The sequence below is a fragment of the Paenibacillus cucumis (ex Kampfer et al. 2016) genome, assembly GCF_019748695.1.
Lineage (GTDB): Bacteria > Bacillota > Bacilli > Paenibacillales > Paenibacillaceae > Paenibacillus > Paenibacillus polysaccharolyticus.
This window is the reverse complement of the sequence record NZ_JACLIC010000010.1, coordinates 141,433-154,007: the sequence shown is the minus strand read 5'-3', so window position 1 is coordinate 154,007 and position 12,575 is coordinate 141,433. Positions and strand designations below refer to the sequence as shown.

The window sequence follows — 12,575 nt, the reverse complement described above, 5'->3', positions numbered from 1 at the left end:
CTACACCACCTTCAAATCCAGAGACATGGTGTGCACACCCCCCTGTACCTTGTGCGTACACTCGTCCACCAGAAAATATTGATTGATCTTCAATTCATCGATCTGAATATTGACAAAACTCCCGGCTCTCACCTTGAAATCGCCAATGGCATCCACCTTTAACTTCTGTGTCTCACGGTTACGCAAGGTCATCAGGGTTTTCAGCATGTCATCAATCTGACCTTTATTCAGACCATCGTCCGCTTTTTGGTACAAAAAAAGCATCCCCCATTGACGGATGCTGTTTGAGTCCTGATGCACAAACGTCTCCCGTTTGCCCGTATCTTTGTTATCCCGGTATAACTTGATCTTGTTATAAGTCTGGTCGTCGATGGATCGTGTATAGCTGTAGTCCGTTAGTAGACTATGATCCCCTATCACAAAGCCATAGGGCATCTCTTCAACATCTCGAAGGACAAGCTTGCCGAAATCATCGTAGAAAATATAGTTTTTTCCGCCATAAATCAGCGTTCTGTCCAGAGCTTCGCAGATCATATCAATCAGCTTTTTATTATCAAAAACCATGCGCGGAATAGCGTAATTGGGTTGCTTCAAATCTCCTATTTTTAACTGGAAATCCGTTGCAATCCGCTTGATGACATCCGCTACTGTTGCGTTAACAAACTTATACGTCTGATTTGCGGTTAGATATCGTGTCTGGTCATAGGCTTTGATCTTTACTTTTTCGTCCTTGCCACTGTCGACAGAAAAGATATATCCGTAAAATATTCCCTGTTTTCCACGGGTGTACCTCACTACATAACCATTCTCATAGCTAAACTTTCGATGCTGAAACAAGCTGCCCTTAATCAACGTGAATTCGAGAGAGGATGGCTTGCCGATACGTGAAGTCTTGTACGTAATCTCGCCAGCAATGTCGCTGATATCCCAGATGTTTCCCTGTTTGTCATCCAGCAATAGCTGTTCCTTCTCAATGATCTGCCTGTTGTCCAGATGGATTTCCTTTTGCATATCGTCTCTCCTTTCACGGAAGCTTGATAACAAGACCAACAGGCAGCTTCTTGAGCTGTGCGTCTTTGATACCATTCAGCTTCTGCAACTCTTTCCAGCGTGCTCCGTCACCCAGATGAGCTTTGGCGACAGACCATAAGGAGTCTCCGGCTTTCAGCGTTACGGTTTTCGGTTTTACTTTTTCATCCGGCCGGGAGGCTTTGGTTTTCGTTTTCGAAGCTTCGGCCTTGTTCTGACTGTTCTTCAGCGGTACTACTTTTTTGGCAGCATAAAAAACATACTGCTTCAGCTTGATATCATACTGCACGTCGCCCACCGTTCCCGCTGTCTCCTTCCAATCGAAGCTCTCAATGGAGACGGCCATGTTAACCGTATATCTTTCACTCGAAAAGATTAGCCTGACGGGGCGCCCTGTCTGCATCCAGCGGATGATATCTTTCACGTACTCGTAGGGATCACGGTAAAACTCATTCTTTACTTTCGGGTCTTTTACGTCATATTTGTAATGATACGGACTGTAATCTGCCGGAAAAATGCCGCTGAAGCTCACTTCACGTAGTTTGGGGGACTTGATCACATTAATTTCCCCTAGACGACTAACGTTAAACGTGCTCCCATCCCCTGCATCTGAAAACTCAATACTCTCCGGTATAACCGGAAAAAATATATATTCGGCGCGGTTGTTAAAGCTAAGCTGTATCGAATAGCTCACTTATCCATACACCCCCTGGGCACCCGAGACGATCTGACTGTTCATTTCTTCGGTAATTTTGCTAATGATACTGTCCACATCATGTCCGCTATTGATATCACCTGTCGTCACCTGCACGGTTGGCGTCAGACTGACGAATCGCTGAATGGCCTGCATCTCGGCAAGCTCACGCATCAGTTTCAAGTCCTCACTCGTTACATCCACCGTGCCATCCACATCACCGATTTTGTCCACCTGTCCGATATTGTTAATCTTGTTGAGGTTACTCATATTGTTCATGTTTGTGGGGGCAGGTGCTGTTGGTATCGGTGGCATAGGAGGTGTTTTGGGTTTATAGTCCTTGCCAAAGCCGCCGGGCAATTCATCGGAAGTTTGGGAAAATGGATTTTTAGTGTTAGCCACTAAGTCATGGCCTTTCTTAAACCCTTGGTCAAATGAATTCTTATAATCTGCTGATGCATCCATTCTCCATAATTTAACAACATCTTCTTTATTCTCAGGAACACTATCTTCAAGATCATTCATTAGTCCTTTGATCTTCTCACTCATCGAGTGAATATTGTCATCTGATACAAGTTCAATTCCACCCCAGTCTGTACCAAAAATTTTATTCAGGTAAGGTATAACTGTATTAATGCCCTCAATTATCCAATTGATTTGATCCTTGAATCCTATTGCGAAATCTTCTACCCCTTTTGTTATGTTGTATAAGATTTGTAAAACAATAAGCCCCATGTCAGCAAACAACTTTTTAAAAGCGTAAGTCGGTTCTTTGAAAACATTAATGACGAACTCGGCCCAAGACATGAAATAATTCAGGATGGATGCGAAAATCGATTTCATATGCTCATATACCATGTAAAAGTAACCAATTATCGTTCCAACCATATCTCCAGCGGTGAATCCACACGCTTGCAAAATATAGATAAGTACTGTAATAGCACCAATTATAAGTAATATAGGCCAATTAGCTGCTGCCAACATCAAAAACTGAGCTATAACAACACCAAGTTTAATAATAAGATTACCTAGCAGAACTACAGCGATTGCAGTCAAAATAGGCGCAATAATATCCCAGTTTTCTTGCACAGCTGTGGCGAAATTTACGAATCCATCAACAATAAAAACAATGACCTGAGCGATGATCGCAAATGCTCCACTGATCCATTCAATAAAACTGCTGAACTGTCCTGAGCTCATCGCTTCGTTCAGTCGATCAAGTACTGGAGAAAGTACCTCCAACGCTTTTGTACCGACCTCAGATAGGATGCCATTGAACTGATTCACCAGAGCGGTCCATTTTTGTAATGGAGAATCCAGCATCGTATCAAATGCTTCTTGAGTATAACCTTGCATTTCAAGAACCGATTGCAAGCCCTGGATAAAACCATCCAAATCTTTCGTTTGAATAAATCCTTCCAAACCTGCACCACTCAATGTGCTCTCGGAGATTCCAAACTGACTTGCCAAATCACCGTTATCTCCATTCATAGCGCTTTGGATGGCACCAGAAGCATCCGACAGACTTTTGCCATCTGGTGACAACATACTTAGGCGTTGCGTAAGGTCATTTAACTGCTCTACTTGTCCTGTATTCTGTGCCATTGGCAAATAACCAAGGGATGCCTTAAGTGAATCATTCACATTTTGCCCCTTTTTAGAAGCCTGATCTCGGAATTTATGATAAATCCCTTCACCAATTTCCGGATCTTGAGCAGCTACCATATAACGATATTTAAAGTCTTCTTCTTCAGCGGCCGCTTTTAACACGATGCTTCCAGCCGACTTTATCATCTGCAGCCACTTGGAGAGCTTACTTAAGTTATCTCCGAGTTTATCCGTTGTATCATCAGCTGTATCCTCCAACTTTTCCATCAAGTTAATGGTTACATTCATCTGTTGATTCACTTGATTAAAGTGATTGGCAATATTGGTTTGATTAAACTGATTCAAGTTAATTTGATTCATCTGGTTGAAATTATTGATAATTTCTGTCGTTTTCACTTGGACCAGATTCAAATTATTGATCAGATTATTAATCGTCGGAGGATTGATTACCGTTATGCTCGTGTCCGACATTCATTTCCCTCCTTTCTCCACTATTTCTTCCGCATGCGGCTTCTCGCCCGCTCTTTCTTCTCTTCCTCCACCCGGACCTGGATCATCGCATAGATGGCTGCTCGTTCTCGCATGGAGAAAGCCATTAGATCATGCGGCAAAATCTTTAATTCATGGAGAGCGTAATAAGCCAGATTGGCCTCGGAATCGCCCTCTTTGATTAGTTTTTTACGTCATCCACCAATTCGTTCATGTCCTGATTGAAACCATTCAGCTTCTGTACCTGTTCACCCAGCGAAGCAAATTCACCAGGCAACAGCATTTTGCGCAAAAGCGACTCTGCACCCATCACATTATAGGAGCGCTGAAGTTCGGTATTTTTCAAATCCGGGTAGACCACGCTTGCCGTCATCAAACGAGCCATGTAATCATTGGCATCAATATCAGGAGTGTAGACACCATTCTTGCCCTTGATTTTGCGGGTAGCGGCCTTGCGGCATTCCTGGTTCTCGTCCTCGGTCATGCTTCGCAATTTCCAGGCAACCGGTGCACCTTTGTCATCTTTGAAACGAGGAGAGACGATAAATTCCTCCGTTGTATCCGCTACTGCATTTTGTGCAAAAAACATACTCAATCCACTCATGTTTAGTTCCTCCTCTTAAATTAGGGCTCCCCGCCGCATAGAGCGGCGAAGAGCATTTATACTGGGCTATTTACAAGCAAAGCTCGCTATGTTCAGAGCGAATACCTAAAAAATTTGGACACGCCAAATAACCCGTAACACAGGCAAGTTGAACCGGTTTCTTTTACAAAACCAATGCTCGATTATTTATTATTAATCTTGGTTTACGTGCTACTCTCATATATCGCTTACTTCGGAAGATTAAAGGACACAGGCATATCTACATCTTCAAACGTAAAGCTCACTTCTTCTTCCAGCGCCTCCGCCTCGGTATCCAGCGATGCCATGATTACACTGTCCAGATTAACACCTTTGAGGGTCACGGTCTGTTTACCAACGGTAGACGACGGATCTTCGTTAGTTACTTCAATGTCGAAGTAGGTGTCCACGCCATTTTGCATGTACTGAAGCATCAGCTCGCGGAAACGGGAAGTGGTATAGAAAATCGTCATGGAGCCTGAACCGGACCAGCCTGTCGCTTTGTGCTGCACGCCGCGGCGACCCAGAGTTTTAACCTCAGCTTTTTGTTTCTCCACCGTTGCTTCCAGTGTCTTCACATAGAACATTTCTTCCGTCTGTCCGTTAATGGTTGCATATGCACGGCCCTCTTGGCCGGAAATCGTGTCGCTTGCTTTCAAAAATGCCATCTTAAACCACCTTCACTTTCATGTATACTTTTTCAACGGAATCCACAGGTTGTACCTGCACTTCGATCAAAATACTGTCGGTTTCATTGCCCGGTAGCACGGTAATATCGGTTTTGGAATCAAAGTTTTGAATTGCTCCAATGTCTTGAAGCTGCTTCAAATAAGTTACACATTGCGAGCGGAACAGACTGCGCCCATCCTCGTTGTTGTTTACTTTGCCGATGTAATAGGATTCAAAAATACGTTTCATGTCGTTAGCGATACCATCCAGAACACGCACCACACGGTTTTTGGCAAAATGACGTGCCTTATCCGGGGTTACGGAACGGAATGTGTTCACATCCTGCTCAACCAGCGCACGGTTACTGCTTGCTGTAAATACAAACTCGCCGCTCCGCAGTGCCGCCTCTGTCTCGGTGTGTGTCAACCGTCCATTTACATCCACAGCATCGTCATACGCACGGAAGGTTAGAGACTCGTTCAGGTTAGCCCCTGCCGTTGCACCGGCAGTCCAAGCTACCGTTTGTTTCGGTGTAAGCACAGTACCGTCCGCAAGCACAACTCCGTTTTTCACACTAATGACACCTTCATGATCCGCAGCTGGATAGTTGGAAAGCACCAGTTGTACCTTCTTGCCCTCGATATCGCGCAAACGCTTGATATATGCGGTGTACACGGATTTCAATGTAGCATCATCCGAGATCAGACCAACCGTATTGAAATCAAGTACTTCCAGTTTGCTCAGGAAATCGGCATGCTCCTGGTTGGTAGATGTACCATCATTTCCGCCTGTTAGCGGAAGAGCAGCCGTATTCGTGAGCGTGCCTTCGCCAGTGAAGGTGATAAATGCATTGGAATGCAGTTGACCGATGTTGGACACCGTCTGTTTGTGTACTTCTTTACCTGCCAGCAAAGTAGATACATCAAATTGTTCCGGCTCATTCATATTTGCTGAAATGACAATGGCCAGGTCGTTTCCTCGAACGCCGCCATGCTGAGCAGTTACTGTAAGGGTGTCCAATGTGGCTTTAGCTTTCGTTCCTTCATTAAGACGATATAAAAGTAGAGTCTGTGCACGTTTCAACGCTTCACGAATCAGCAACAGTTGTGGTGCTGTCCAGTCATAACCAAGCTTCGATTGTACATCTTCACCTGCCTGTACCGTCAGGAGCGTATTAGCTTGCCCCCATGACATGGGAAGTGCCAAAGCCACCGTTCCTCGCTCTCCAACCGTTCCCGGTAAAGTGCCCTCTGATGCAAAGTTCATATATACGCCGGGGCGTACCTTATTTTGAGTTGTCCATGTTCCTCCAGCCATTATTGTGCCTCCCCATTCATAAATTGTTGGATGTGTTGCTGTGCAGCTTGCACGGTGTACGTTTTTTCTTCCGATAGAACGGCTACCAAAATATCTTTTTCCAACCGGCTAAACTGCCGGGCGTCGGCAAACTGTTCTTTCTTATATTCGGTATCGTTATGCTGCTGTTCTGTTTCTTCCAGGTTCTTCCTTTGATCGGTTTCTTTCTTGGTAAACATCGCGAGCGCGCCTCCTATTCCTCTCATAATAAGTCCTCCTAAAATAAGTTCATCCTACTATGGTGATTTCAAAGCAGTTGGTCGTTGTTCCAGCAGTTGCATTGGACTGGAGGACCCCGACAATTTGATGGTTCGCATCGTGTAATACACCCACAGTTTGGGTGTCTCTCCCCACGCTTTCCATCGCAGTTCTGTTGCTCGATAGGGCGTACCTTCCACTTCGATTGTTTCGAGTGCTTCAAAGAGCTTGTCTGGCAAGTCTTCGGGAATGTTGCTCCCATCCAGCCACCGAATCTCGAAGATGTGAGATTGCACGAATCGATCACTGCGCTCACGAGTTAGTTTGGCGGCGAGTAGGCGGTAGGTTAGCCCTTGGGTATCTGGAGCTATTGTTCCCGTTGCAGGCTGGATTGGGATGTTAGGGAGATGATGTGATAGTGTTGCTGCGATGGCACTAGTAAGTTGGGTTGTGGTCATGGTTCACCTCCTTTTCAATTAAAACTACAGACCAAAGACAAAACACTCTAAAGAATTCTGGTTAGATCGAGCATAATATTGAACTCCGAAATTTACGCTTCTTTCTCCAAACTCAACATATGAAAAATCGAAATTCGACGATTCCGGAGAGCTAGTACCAGCACTTGCTCCCACAGAAGTGCTTCTCTTTAAAGTATTACTTTCGTCTAACCAAGCTAAAATATTACCATTGGATCTAACACTTCCAATCATACCGCCAACTTCACGATATGATGAACTTTGCACTAATAAGAATAAAGGCTTAAAAGATAAAGATGAGATGCTCCCTCCTGAAGCAGAAACTGTAGCACTTTTAAATTTTATACTAGTTCTAAGTGAGCTTATGTTATTGGACATCATCAGGAATGAAGCATCCGCTGCCGTTGGAATACCTTTGCCAGTAATGGCGGCAGCAATGCTCGCTTTCCCACTACTGACAGATGACTTTAAATCCGAAAGAGTTGTAGGTCCATTCTTATCTCTAAAAATCAATTCTCCTCCATATTCATTCGCAATTGTTAAATCAATTCCACCGGGAGTGCCAAAGCCAATGTAGCCCTTCCTCCCTGCATTAACACCTGCTGGCAAAAAACTTTGGTAAACATGAGTTGATCCAACAAGATTTAACACTCCCGCATCGCCTACCAATGAGCCTCCTGACTTTGGTAAACTCGCATTTTTTGCATTTGTTTCAGCTGCTGTAGCTGCATCCCTAACCGCCTTCTCCGTAGCAGCCCGATTTTCACGGGTACCATCAACTGCGTTGGACAGTTGCACGATTCCCTTATTTGTTAAGGATGCATCATCAATAACGACTTCTCCGACTTTCTGATCGGTGTATACTTTTACTTCTTCAATATCATCCCTTGTGGGTACTTTTTTCCATGGCCCCCAGCCGACATAGTAATTCCTTTGAAAAACTTGTAGGTTACTCGGTTCAAATGTTGTTAGAGTCTGGACCACACCAGCATGTTTTTCTATTGTCAAATGAAAGGCTACTCCTACTGGGGAATTAGCTAAAGTTCCTACTGTGGCATTCGTTGGGCAATAATATTCTCCTTCTGTAATATAGCTATTAAGATCAGAGCCCGCAGATATAAGGATGGATTCACGTGTTGCAACGCCTGCGTCAATCTTTTCAAAAATTCCATTAATACTTTCCCTCGTTACTGTCTCGTTCCCCAAGGGAAGGGGTAGCTTCAATCGATCGGTTTCCTTTGGCATTACGCCCACACCTCCAGTTCATTCCACGTCAGGGACGCGGCATCAAGTTCATCCCAAGTTTTCTGCTTCTTATCCAAGTCATCCCAGACTAGATATCGGTATTTATATTCCACGGCCATGTGAGCTGGTTTCAGTTCATCAATGGCTCGTTTGAGATCATCGATATTGGGCGGAACGCCCATCGTGTCTACAAAACTCACCGTAAAGCTCCACGCTTCCGGCTGAAAAGTTACATCCACCTTCCCCCCGGCATACGCTTCGGCCACATTTGCGACCTGCCTGCCCGAAAACTTACCTGCTCCGCGCAGCTTCGACTCTACCACAGCACGCCGCTGCTCTACAGGTTTGAGACGATCCGTCTCAATACCAAGCTCCTGCTCCCAGAAGTCCAGCCCCCATGTCGCCGTGCGGACAAAAAACTGTTCCAGCGTCTCGTCCAGAGCCTGGTACAGCAAATCCATCTCACTGCCCTTGGCCTGCATATCGGCCTGCATCACACGCGAAGTCTCATAATATTGGGGCAAATACGAGAACATCTCTCGCCCCTTTTCACTCGTTAGTCCAGCACTACTCATGCACATCCACCGTCCCCAGCACAGCCACTTGGCTGGCGGTCATCTCGATATTCTGGTCGCTTACACCGTTCACGGTTAGCTCCGAATAATCAATAATCGGCGGGATGTCCAGCAGAATCGCAGCAATACGAGTGTAACGTACGAGTGGATCGGCAAAAGCAAGTTGCTTCAAATACGCTGTCACGCCGCGCTCGATTAATGCCCGGACATCCGCCAGCGTGGCATCACTTGCCAGCGTCAGCTTCACCTGAATGTTCATCGGCACTTCCTCTGCCGGCATCACCGTCACAACAGGTCCAGCCGGGGCAACGCCCTCGCCTTGTCCATCTTGCGTGGGGTCAACATACTTTTGCACCGCAGCCACCAGATCAGATCCCGCAGCACGCTTGTCCGTATCGAGCAGATACAGCCCAACGGTGCCCGGCCCCTGCCATAGCGGGATCACCCGCGCGGCCCCGACGCCCGGCACTTCACTGGCCCATTGCACATACTGTGCCTTGTTGCCGCTTGTACCCTGGTTGCGGACTTTGGCATAAAAGCGCTCCAGCAGCGCGGTATCTGCCTCGATGTCCGCACCGCCCTTGATGACGTCCGTATTCACCACGGACGTCACGCCGCTTACCGGTGTAGACAGCACGGTTAACGTGCCTGCGGGTACATTGCTCTCTTTTCCGGCGACAAGCGCACGTACCCCTATACTTCCCAGACCATCCTCATCCAGCTCCACACGGCCCACCGTTTCATATTCCAGCGACGCTTCACCGGACACCTCATCTGCGAGCGTAGCTACAACCGTACCTGCTGGCACGACTTTCCCCGGCTCACCCGTAAATTTCACGGTGCCCTGTGCCGCCACCGCCGCCCGGCGTGTAATGCCATGTTCCCCCGCGCGCAAATCCAGTTCCTCCGAACGAAAATTCGGATCACGGCTCGCCGCTGTACTGGCAAATCCGCGCCGCAACAGCTCCTGCGCCCAAAGCGCCGCCTCGGACAGCATAAAAGCTACCGGAGCCTCCGCATCCCACAAAAACGACCCTTCCGACTTGTCCAGATCCGCGGGCAGACGATCCAGCATGCGCTGCATAATCTGTTCCTCCGTCTGGCCCTCCAAATAACGCGGAATCTCAGCCATCCCGTCAGATCACCTCACTTTCCAGAATAAACATCTCATCCTGCACACTCATCACCCGGCACGTAAACCCGCACTGCTCCCGGTCCCAATCGAATATAAACTGGTCCACCGCATCCGTACGAGGATCAGCGAGCAGCGTTTCCGTCACCATCCGGGCAATCTCACTTTCCATCACACCGCGGCTATCCCCCTGACCGATCAGATCCTCCAGCTCCGAACCGTAGTCCCGAGAGTAGATCACATGTCTGTACCGCGGAGTTTTCACCGCCTTGATACACCATTGCACCCACGCTTCATGCGCGTCTGCTGTAGCCACCTTGCCACTTGGAGTCAACACAAAATCACCAGCATCATAGTCATAGCGCCAGCTTCGCCCAAAACGCACTTCTTCCGAAGCCGCACCCGACAGGTCCTCTTCATCTCCCCAGACCATACCCGTTTCCGGAAACAAACTAGGCATTCGCACTCACCACCTTACACAGCACCACAATATCGTTCCCTCCATTCACCCGCATCGCTAGCACGCGATCCCCGGCTTTCAAACCTTTGCCCAAAGACCAGACTGCTTCTTCCACTTCCTCTTTTTGCAAAAGAAAGCGTCCCGTGCCCGTCGTACCGCCGCCAGCCACGTCAGATATCCCGGAAATCGCGCCAGCCTGCTCGCGCTCCGGCAACCCCAGCGTGCCCGGTAGCTCAGCCACGAGATAGTCCTGCACTTCGTGCTTGAAATCGTCCAGCTTCACACCAGACGCCGTGATCGTACCAAGCACCGCGCCCAGACCGCTCACCGCCTGACGGGAATGTGTGCTCATCGCTCCCCGCATCACATCGGCAAACTGCCCATACGGATCTTCTTTATTCAAGATAAAACCTCCTTTTCACCAGCTCCGCCGTGCCCAGTTCCAGCGTCATCGTGCCCGGCCCGGCTGACAGATCCCGGCTGACAGACATGACGATCAGCTTTAGACCTTTCAGCATGACCGCATCTCCTGCGCGAATCGTATTGATATCCGGGGCCGAGATCGTAAACGTCTCCTGTATGCCTGTCAGCTTGCTTTTCGCCAGTTTTTTTGCGGCGGACGCTGTTTTTACCTGATCGTCCTCGACCAGTTTTTGCAATGTACCCAGCTGCTCTGTATCACTCTGCTCAATCGCTAACACTTTGGAAGGCACCTCTTTACCGCTACCGCCAGACTCAGACGCTGCCATCACCTTTACTTTCGTGACTGCGCCTTCGAGTGTACGCATCTGCGTCAGATCGATTAGCCGATCCAGCGCGTGCACCTTCGTGTTACTACCTACCTTGAACAACTGCAACCCTTCAGGCATCATCCGTGGGTGGTACATGTCTCCACCGGACTTGGCTGTTTCTTTCAGATCGGCAAATATCATCGAAAAAATCGTCTGTGACCGATACACCGCCTTACCCAGCTTGGTCTTGATCTCTGGCAACGTAGCCAAAGGAATTTTCCATTCCTTAGCGTAAGCTTTGAGCCGTTGTACTGCCGTCTGATCCTTGGGAAACAGGAATTCATCCTCCGATTTTTCGAGATAAATCATTCGGTCGTAGACCGTGAGGGACAAACGCTTGGTACCGCTATTGGAGCTTTCCGCTTCCCAAATGACCGCTGGATGGAGAAGATAGACCATTGATTTTTCGCCAAAAGGAACCCCGCTGATCCGTACCGCCATGCCCGGTGAAATCGCAGGAAGACCTGAAGATGCCGACACGGCCAGCCGGATGTTCGCCTGATAGGCAATCTGGTCGAGTGAGTCCTTCAGCGTAATCGTCTCCACCAGCTTGGTGATATCGTACTTGTCATCGACAATGACCTTGTAGGTCATGGCATCACCAGCTTTTGCCCCGGCTTGATCCGGTTCGGATCGCTACCGATGATCTTGGTGTTGAGCTTGTAAATCTCGTTCCATTTGGAACTATTTCCGAGCTCAAGCTTGGCTATTTTGGACAGGGAATCCCCGGCTTTGACGGTATACGTCTTGCTATTTTTTTTCAGATCGGTACGTGAACCAGACTTGCTACCAGCAGCACCCGAACCCACTTTCTCCACTTTCGAATCCCGCCAGGTTCGCAGCGTCAGATCGAAATATATATCTCCAGGCTCCCCGCCGCGAAAACTCGAATTGAGTGAAATCAGAAACACAGGTACGTTCACTCCGGTCCCCGAGATGATGAAACGCATCGGTTTTTTGGAGATGAGAAAATTGTTCAATACATCAAGCGCCACGCGTGGATCTAGAAAATACTTCTCGTCCATGCAATAGGATGGATCATACACTTTGGGAAAAAAAGAAGAGAAGGTGATCTCCTTCACCTTCTCCCCTTGTGCAAAATCAAACTCGCCATGCTCCAACATATTAATAGTTTCGTATCCTTTGGATCTGGAAATGTTGACTTCTTCCGGGTTCACCGGGAATACAAACGAAGTACTTCCATCCTTCAACGTGAACGACATTTCGTTAG

General features: G+C 47.7%; 15 protein-coding genes. All 15 read right to left on the bottom strand.

Annotation, left to right across the window (positions count from 1 at the left end; translation table 11 throughout):
- The 15 genes from H7T88_RS07085 to H7T88_RS07015 all read right to left on the bottom strand — a co-directional run bounded on the left by H7T88_RS07085 (position 1) and on the right by H7T88_RS07015 (position 12,567).
- On the bottom strand, positions 1-1,011 hold the full coding sequence (locus H7T88_RS07085; RefSeq protein WP_221787795.1) for an XkdQ/YqbQ family protein: 1,011 nt from the start codon (positions 1,009-1,011) through the stop codon (positions 1-3).
- Positions 1,012-1,024: 13 nt separating this feature from the next.
- On the bottom strand, positions 1,025-1,723 hold the full coding sequence (locus tag H7T88_RS29020; RefSeq protein ID WP_221787794.1) for a LysM peptidoglycan-binding domain-containing protein: 699 nt from the start codon (positions 1,721-1,723) through the stop codon (positions 1,025-1,027).
- Positions 1,724-3,802 (bottom strand): phage tail tape measure protein, encoded by a 2,079-nt coding sequence (locus H7T88_RS07075; protein WP_221787792.1) that lies wholly within the window; start codon positions 3,800-3,802, stop codon positions 1,724-1,726.
- A gap of 199 nt (positions 3,803-4,001) precedes the next feature.
- On the bottom strand, positions 4,002-4,424 hold the full coding sequence (locus H7T88_RS07070; RefSeq protein ID WP_221787790.1) for a phage tail assembly chaperone: 423 nt from the start codon (positions 4,422-4,424) through the stop codon (positions 4,002-4,004).
- Positions 4,425-4,651: 227 nt separating this feature from the next.
- Positions 4,652-5,110 (bottom strand): phage tail tube protein, encoded by a 459-nt coding sequence (locus H7T88_RS07065; protein WP_221787789.1) that lies wholly within the window; start codon positions 5,108-5,110, stop codon positions 4,652-4,654.
- A 1-nt stretch (position 5,111) separates the two neighbouring features.
- Complete coding sequence (locus H7T88_RS07060; RefSeq protein WP_221787787.1) at positions 5,112-6,428, bottom strand: phage tail sheath family protein; 1,317 nt, start codon at positions 6,426-6,428, stop codon at positions 5,112-5,114.
- Positions 6,428-6,673, bottom strand: coding sequence for a YqzN/YkzM domain-containing protein (locus H7T88_RS07055; RefSeq protein WP_260510762.1), 246 nt, complete (start codon positions 6,671-6,673; stop codon positions 6,428-6,430). Before H7T88_RS07055 ends, H7T88_RS07060 begins: the two co-directional genes overlap by 1 nt.
- 30 nt (positions 6,674-6,703) lie before the next feature.
- Positions 6,704-7,123, bottom strand: a complete 420-nt coding sequence (locus H7T88_RS07050) for a phage tail terminator family protein (RefSeq protein WP_221787786.1) — start codon at positions 7,121-7,123, stop codon at positions 6,704-6,706.
- Between the two features lie 24 nt (positions 7,124-7,147).
- A complete protein-coding gene (locus tag H7T88_RS07045; RefSeq protein WP_221787785.1) occupies positions 7,148-8,386 on the bottom strand; it encodes a tail fiber protein in 1,239 nt (412 codons plus the stop codon).
- Positions 8,386-8,961: a YmfQ family protein gene (locus tag H7T88_RS07040; RefSeq protein WP_221787923.1), complete on the bottom strand. Its 576-nt coding sequence runs from the start codon at positions 8,959-8,961 to the stop codon at positions 8,386-8,388. Before H7T88_RS07040 ends, H7T88_RS07045 begins: the two co-directional genes overlap by 1 nt.
- Positions 8,954-10,093, bottom strand: coding sequence for a baseplate J/gp47 family protein (locus H7T88_RS07035; RefSeq protein ID WP_221787784.1), 1,140 nt, complete (start codon positions 10,091-10,093; stop codon positions 8,954-8,956). Before H7T88_RS07035 ends, H7T88_RS07040 begins: the two co-directional genes overlap by 8 nt.
- 4 nt (positions 10,094-10,097) lie before the next feature.
- A complete protein-coding gene (locus H7T88_RS07030; protein ID WP_090918333.1) occupies positions 10,098-10,553 on the bottom strand; it encodes a DUF2634 domain-containing protein in 456 nt (151 codons plus the stop codon).
- Positions 10,546-10,956, bottom strand: a complete 411-nt coding sequence (locus H7T88_RS07025; protein WP_090918335.1) for a hypothetical protein — start codon at positions 10,954-10,956, stop codon at positions 10,546-10,548. Before H7T88_RS07025 ends, H7T88_RS07030 begins: the two co-directional genes overlap by 8 nt.
- Positions 10,949-11,938 (bottom strand): XkdQ/YqbQ family protein, encoded by a 990-nt coding sequence (locus tag H7T88_RS07020; protein WP_221787783.1) that lies wholly within the window; start codon positions 11,936-11,938, stop codon positions 10,949-10,951. Before H7T88_RS07020 ends, H7T88_RS07025 begins: the two co-directional genes overlap by 8 nt.
- Complete coding sequence (locus H7T88_RS07015; RefSeq protein ID WP_221787922.1) at positions 11,935-12,567, bottom strand: LysM peptidoglycan-binding domain-containing protein; 633 nt, start codon at positions 12,565-12,567, stop codon at positions 11,935-11,937. The genes H7T88_RS07020 and H7T88_RS07015 overlap by 4 nt, the downstream gene beginning before the upstream one ends.
- Between the last annotated feature and the right edge of the window lie 8 nt (positions 12,568-12,575).

Coding starts and splice junctions, on each gene's coding strand:
- H7T88_RS07055 (WP_260510762.1), bottom strand. CDS start 6,673: ATGAGAGGAATAGGAGGCGCGCTCGCGATGTTTACCAAGAAAGAAACC.
- H7T88_RS07020 (WP_221787783.1), bottom strand. CDS start 11,938: ATGACCTACAAGGTCATTGTCGATGACAAGTACGATATCACCAAGCTG.
- H7T88_RS07015 (WP_221787922.1), bottom strand. CDS start 12,567: ATGTCGTTCACGTTGAAGGATGGAAGTACTTCGTTTGTATTCCCGGTG.
- H7T88_RS07085 (WP_221787795.1), bottom strand. CDS start 1,011: ATGCAAAAGGAAATCCATCTGGACAACAGGCAGATCATTGAGAAGGAA.
- H7T88_RS07050 (WP_221787786.1), bottom strand. CDS start 7,123: ATGACCACAACCCAACTTACTAGTGCCATCGCAGCAACACTATCACAT.
- H7T88_RS07035 (WP_221787784.1), bottom strand. CDS start 10,093: ATGGCTGAGATTCCGCGTTATTTGGAGGGCCAGACGGAGGAACAGATT.
- H7T88_RS07075 (WP_221787792.1), bottom strand. CDS start 3,802: ATGTCGGACACGAGCATAACGGTAATCAATCCTCCGACGATTAATAAT.
- H7T88_RS07045 (WP_221787785.1), bottom strand. CDS start 8,386: ATGCCAAAGGAAACCGATCGATTGAAGCTACCCCTTCCCTTGGGGAAC.
- H7T88_RS07065 (WP_221787789.1), bottom strand. CDS start 5,110: ATGGCATTTTTGAAAGCAAGCGACACGATTTCCGGCCAAGAGGGCCGT.
- H7T88_RS07060 (WP_221787787.1), bottom strand. CDS start 6,428: ATGGCTGGAGGAACATGGACAACTCAAAATAAGGTACGCCCCGGCGTA.
- H7T88_RS07040 (WP_221787923.1), bottom strand. CDS start 8,961: ATGAGTAGTGCTGGACTAACGAGTGAAAAGGGGCGAGAGATGTTCTCG.
- H7T88_RS07070 (WP_221787790.1), bottom strand. CDS start 4,424: ATGAGTGGATTGAGTATGTTTTTTGCACAAAATGCAGTAGCGGATACA.
- H7T88_RS07030 (WP_090918333.1), bottom strand. CDS start 10,553: ATGCCTAGTTTGTTTCCGGAAACGGGTATGGTCTGGGGAGATGAAGAG.